1 protein-coding gene is annotated in these 6,207 nt (G+C 74.1%); it reads right to left on the bottom strand.

Features of this window, described 5'->3' with window-relative positions; genetic code table 11:
* Positions 1–110 precede the first annotated feature (110 nt).
* The coding region (locus ABZW30_RS46165; protein ID WP_355677345.1) for an SDR family NAD(P)-dependent oxidoreductase at positions 111–6,207 on the bottom strand (6,097 nt) is incomplete at its 5' end.

Raw genomic sequence — 6,207 nt, 5'->3', positions numbered from 1 at the left:
ATTCGCTGGACCTTGTTCTGGATCTGGTCGGTGCTCACGCCCCGTGCCGCCCCGGCCCCCCGCCCCCCCCCCGGGGGGGGGGGGGCGCCGCCCGCGGCGGTGGAGCGCGGTCAGTCGAGGCCGGCGAGCGCCATCCGGATCAGCTCGTCGGTGTCGGCCTCCTGGATGGAGGCGCTGCGGTCCTCCGGGGCCGGCGCCGGCTCGGCCGTCCGGCCCAGGCGCAGCAGCGGTTCGATCAGCCCGGACGCCCGTAGGACGTCCAGCGGGATGGCGGCCAGGGCCTGGCGGATCGTCGCCTCGTCGGCGGTGTCGGCACCGTCGTCCGCGCCGCCGCCGTCACCGAGGCCGAGGCGGACGTCCAGCTCCTGGGCCATGGCGACGGGCGTGGGGTAGTCGAAGACGAAGGTGCTCGGCAGCCGCAGACCGGTGAGCCGGCCCAGGCTGTTGCGCAGCTCGACGGCCATCAGGGAGTCGAAGCCGAGGTCCATCAGGCCGCGGTCCGGGCCGATCGCGCGCGGGCTGTCGTGGCCGAGGATCTCGGCGATCCTGGTACGCGCGAGGTCCAGCAGGGCGTCGAGTCGTTCGGCGGCGCTGAGCACCGCCAACCGCTCGCGCAGCACGGGCTCGTCGGCCGTCCGGGTGGCCCCGGAGACCGCGTGGGCCGCCGGGCGGACCAGCGAGCGGAAGAGCGGCGGCACCGTCTCGGCGCTGCGCAGTGCCGCCGTGTCGACCCTGGCGGGTACGAGCACCGGCCGGTCCGTGAGAAGCGCCCGGTCGAACAGGGCGAGCGCGTACCCGGCGGACATCGGCGCGATGCCCGAGCGGCGCAGTCGGGCCTGGTCCTGGGTGTCCAGGGTGCCCGCCATGCCGCCCGGCTGGGCCCAGAGGCCCCAGGCGAGGGAGTGGGCGGGGAGGCCGTGGGTGTGGCGGTGGGTGGCGAGGGCGTCGAGGTAGGCGTTGGCGGCGGCGTAGTTGGCCTGTCCGGGGCTGCCGATGGTGGCGGCGATGGAGGAGTAGAGGACGAAGGCGCGCAGGTCGAGGTGTTCGGTGGCCTGGTGGAGGTGCCAGGCGGCGTCGATCTTGGGTCGGAGGACGGTGGTGAGGCGTTCGGGGGTGAGTGAGGTCAGGGTGGCGTCGTCGAGGAGACCGGCGGCGTGGATGACGGCAGTGAGAGGGTGGTCGACGGGGACGCTGTCGATGAGGGCGGTGACGGCGTCGGGGTCGGTGGTGTCGCAGGCGGTGACGGTGACGGTGGCGCCCAGTTCCCGGAGCTCGTCCATGAGCCGGGCGGCTCCCGGGGTGTGGGGGCCGCGTCGGCTGGTGAGCATCAGGTGCCGCACACCGTGAGTGGCGACGAGGTGGTGGGCGAGGAGGGTGCCGAGGGTGCCGGTGCCGCCGGTGACCAGGACGGTCCCGTTCGGGTCCAGCGGGCGCGGCTCGGCCAGGGCCTCGGACGCGCCGACGGCGGCCAGGCGCGGAGCCAGGAGCTGCCCGTCACGCAGGGCGAACTGCTCCTCCTCGACGGCGAGCGCGGTCGGTAGGGCCAGCCAGGAGGCGTCGCTGCCGTCGTGGTCGACCAGCACGAACCGGCCGGGGTGTTCCGAGAGCGCCGCGCGGACCAGGCCCCAGGCGGGCGAACCCGCCGGCGCCGGGACGTCGTCGCCCGGGCGGGCCGCCACGGCGCCCCGCGTCACCACCACCAGTCGGCTGTCGGCGAGCCGCTCGTCGGCGACGAAGTCCTGAACGGCCGTGAGAACGGCCTCCGCGGTGCGGTGGGCGGCCGCCACCGGGTCGGGCCCGTGGTCGGTGTCGGCCTCGGCGGGCAGGACGAGGAGCACGTCGGTCGGCGGGGCGTCGGCCGTCTTCTCGGCGAGGGTCTCAAGGTCCGGGTGGACGTCGAGGGACAGGCCTGAGGGCACCTCCACAAGGGTGCCGAGTGCGGCGAGACGGGCCGACTCCGAGGCCGACCGGGCCACGGTGACCCAGTCGAGTCCGTACAGCGGGGCGGCGGCGCCGGCGCGGTGGAACGTCGCCGGGTCGACCGGGCGTACGGTCAGAGACTCGACGGAGGCCACCAGCGCGCCGGTGACCGGCTCGGTGAGGGCGAGGGCGAGACCGTCCGCACCGAGGCGGGACATCCGCACGTGCAGTGCGGTCCCCGCGTTGCTCCGGAGGCTGACGCCCTGCCACGCGAAGGGCAGCCGGAGGCCGTCGTCGGCGCCGGACCAGACCAGCAGCGGGTGCAGGGCGGCGTCGAGCAGCGCCGGGTGGAGGGCGAACCCGTCCGTCGCGGTGCCCTCGGGGAGGACGATCTCGGCGTAGAGGTCCGTCCCGTGTCGCCAGACGGCCCGCAGGCCGCGGAAGAGCGGACCGTAGTCGATGCCGGCTGCGGCGACCTGCGCGTACAGGGGCTCGACCGGCACCGGCTCGGCGCCCGCCGGTGGCCAGGCCTCCGGCCGGGGCGCAGCGGCGGACGGCGCGCTCACGGCGAGCCGGCCGGAGGCGTTGCCGACCCACTCCTGGGCCGCCTCGTGGTCGGTCGGGCGCGGGCGGGAGCGGAAGTCGATGGGGCGGGCCCCCGACTCGTCCGCCGGGCCGACGAGCACCTGGAACTCGACCTCGCCCCGCTCGGGAAGCACCAACGGGTGCTCCAGGGCGAGGTCGTCCAGCCGGCCGAGGCCGAGCCGATCACCGAGCTTCAGCGCGATGTCCGCGAACGCGGCGCCCGGCAGTACCGGAACGCCCAGGACGGCGTGCCCGTCCAGCCATGCGTGGCGCTGAAGGGCGAGGACACCGGTGAACAGATGGCCGCCGTCCGGGAGTTCGATGGCGATGTCGAGCAGCGGGTGGCCGCCCGAGGCGAGACCGGCGGAGCCGGAGGCCGTGCTGGGGGTGGGGTGGAGCCAGTAGCGCTCGCGTTGGAAGGGGTAGGTGGGCAGGTCGGTGGGGTTGGTGGCGGTGCCGTGGAGGTGGGGCCAGGTGATGGGGTGGCCGTGGGTGTGGAGGGTGGCGAGGGTGGTTGTGGTGGTGCGGGTTTCGGGGTGGTTGTGGCGGAGGGTGCTGATGGCGAGCGGTCCGGCCTCGTCGAGGGTGGTGTGGGTGAGGGCGGTGAGGACGGGGTCGGGGCCGAGTTCGACGAAGGTGGTGACGCCGTTGTCGGCGAGGGTGCGGATGGTGTCGGTGAAGCGGACGGTCTGGCGGATGTGCTCGGCCCAGTAGTCGGGCGTCGTGAGGCGGTCGGCGAGTTGGCCGGTGAGGTTGGAGATGACGGGGATCGTCGGTTGGTGGTAGGTGAGTTGGGCGGCCTCGGTGCGGAAGGCGTCGAGGATGGGGTCCATGTGGGGGGAGTGGAAGGCGTGGGAGACGGTGAGCTTGCGGGTCTTGCGCCCAAGTCCCTTGAAGTGCGCGGCGATCCGCTCGGCGGTCTCCGGATCCCCCGAAACCACCGTGGAGTCGGGGGAGTTCAGTGCTGCGATCGACACCGTGTCGGTGAGGTGTTCGCGGAGTTCGTCCTCGGTGGCCTGGATGGCGATCATGGCGCCGCCGGCGGGGGCGGACTGCATCAATCGCGCCCGTGCGGCGACGAGGCGGGCGGCGTCGGGGAGGGAGAGGACGCCGGCGACGTGGGCGGCGGTCAGCTCACCGATCGAGTGGCCGGTGACGAAGTCCGGTGTGACGCCCCAGGATTCGTAGAGGCGGAAGAGCGCGGTTTCGAGGGCGAACAGGGCGGGTTGGGTGTACTGGGTCTGGTTGAGGGCGTCTTCGTCGCCGAAGATCACGTCCCGCAGCGGCCGCTCCAAGTAGGCGTCGAGTGCGGCGCAGGCTTCGTCGAAGGCCGTTGTGAACGCGGGCTGGGTCTCGTACAGCTCCCGGCCCATGTCGAGTCGTTGGGCGCCCTGTCCGGTGAACAGGAAGGCGAGCTTGCCGCCGCGGACCGTCCCTTGGACGGCCTGCGGGCTGGACGACCCCTCGGCCACAGCCGCCAGTCCGGCCAGCAGTTCCTCCCGGTCGGCGCCGAACACCACCGCCCGGTGGTCAAAGGAGGTGCGCCCGCCTGCCAGGGCCCGGGCGACCTCGGCGGGGTGCCGGTCGCTGTCGGAGCCGATGAACTCGCGGATCCGGGAGGCCTGTTCGCGCAGGGCCGGTTCGTTCTTCGCTGAGATCAGCAGCGGCAGGCCGGCCTGCGGCTCGGTCCCGGTCCCGACGGGCCCGGCGCTCTCCGGCGCGGCCTCCAGGATCACATGGGCGTTCGTCCCGCTGATGCCGAAGGACGACACGGCGGAGCGGCGCGGGTGGTCGGTCTGCGGCCACGGCCGGGCCTCGGTGAGCAGTTCGACTGCACCGGCGGTCCAGTCGACGTGCGGCGTGGGCTCGTCCACGTGCAGGGTGCGGGGCAGCACGCCGTGGCGCATCGCCTCGATCATCTTGATGATGCCGCCGACGCCCGCCGCGGCCTGGGTGTGGCCGATGTTGGACTTCAACGAACCGATCAGTAGAGGCTGTTCGGCGGCTCGCCCTTGCCCGTAGGTGGCGATCAGCGCCTCTGCCTCGATCGGGTCGCCGAGGGTGGTGCCGGTGCCGTGCGCCTCGACCGCGTCGACCTGGTCGGCGGTCAGCCGGGCGTTGGCCAGCGCCGTACGGATGACCCGCTGCTGCGAGGGGCCGTTGGGGGCGGTGAGCTGGCTGCTCTTGCCGTCCTGGTTGATCGCGGTGCCGCGGATGACCGCGAGTACCGGGTGCCCGGCTGCCTGGGCGTCGGAGAGCCGCTCCAGCAGCAGCATCCCGGCCCCCTCGCCCCAGGCGACGCCGTCGGCGGCGCCCGCGAAGGACTTGCACCGTCCGTCCGGGGCCAGTCCGCGCTGCCGGCTGAACTCCAGGAAGGTGGTGGGCGTGGCCATCACGGTGACACCGCCGGCCAGCGCCATGGTGCACTCGCCCTGCCGCAGTGCCTGGACGGCCAGGTGCAGGGCGACCAGCGAGGAGGAGCACGCGGTGTCGACGCTCACCGCCGGGCCCTCCAGCCCGAAGGTGTAGGAGATCCGGCCGGAGGCCACACTGCCCGCACTGCCGGTGCTGAGGTAGCCCTCGAAGCCGTCCGGGGTGCGGTCCGCCAGGCGGGTGCCGTAGTCGTAGTACATGACGCCGGTGAAGACCCCGACCGGCTTGCCGCGCAGGTTGTCCGGGGCGATCCCGGCCCGCTCGAACGCCTCCCAGCTGGTCTCCAGCAGCAGCCGCTGCTGCGGGTCGACGGCGAGGGCCTCACGCGGGCTGATGCCGAAGAACTCGGGGTCGAACCGGTCGGCGTCGTACAGGAAGCCGCCGTGCCGGGTGTAGGTCTTGCCGTGCGCGTCCGGGTCGGGGTCGTACATCTCCTCGATGTTCCAGCCGCGTCCGTCGGGGAAGTCGCCGATCGCGTCGATGCCCTCGGCGACCAGCCGCCAGAGCTGTTCGGGCGTGGTCACCCCGCCGGGGTACCGGCAGCCCATGCCCACGACGGCGATTGCATCCTCGCCTCCGGCCGCTGGCGTGGCCGGGGCCGGGGCGGCGGAGTCCGCGTTCTTCCCGAGGAGTTCGCCCCGCAGGTAGGCGGCGAGTGCGGTGGGGGTGGGGTGGTTGAAGACGAGTGTCGCGGGCAGGCGCAGCCCGGTGGCCCGGGCGAGCGCGTTGCGCAGTTCGACGGCGGTCAGCGAGTCCAGGCCCAGCTCCAGGAAGCCGCGGTGGGCCGGGATCGCCTCGGGCTCGGAGTGGTGCAGAGCGGTGGCGAGTTGGGCGCGGACGAGGTCGAGCAGGGCCTGGTCCTGGGCCTCGGGTGACAGGCCGGCCAGGCGGGCCCGCAGTCCGTGCTCGTCGGCCGGTCCGGCGTGTGCACTGCGGCGCGGCACCGCCCCGACCAGGCCGCGCAGCAGCGGCTGGACGCCCGTGTCGGCGGCGCGCTGCCGCAGGGCGGCGAGGTCGAACCGGGCCGGCACGGTGACCGGGAGGTCCGTGCCGAGCGCGGCGTCGAACAGGGCGAGCGCCTCCGCGGTGGCCTGCGGCAGGATCCCGCGCTGGGCCATGCGGGCGCGGGCGGTGTCGTCCACACCGCCGGTGAGCGCGCTGTCCTGGGCCCAGAGGCCCCAGGCGAGGGAGTGGGCGGGGAGGCCGTGGGTGTGGCGGTGGGTGGCGAGGGCGTCGAGGTAGGCGTTGGCGGCGGCGTAGTTGGCCTGT

This window comes from Kitasatospora sp. NPDC004669, from assembly GCF_040609455.1.
Lineage (GTDB): Bacteria > Actinomycetota > Actinomycetes > Streptomycetales > Streptomycetaceae > Kitasatospora.
Note: the sequence above shows the minus strand (reverse complement) of the source record. Positions and strands in the feature narration are given on the sequence as shown.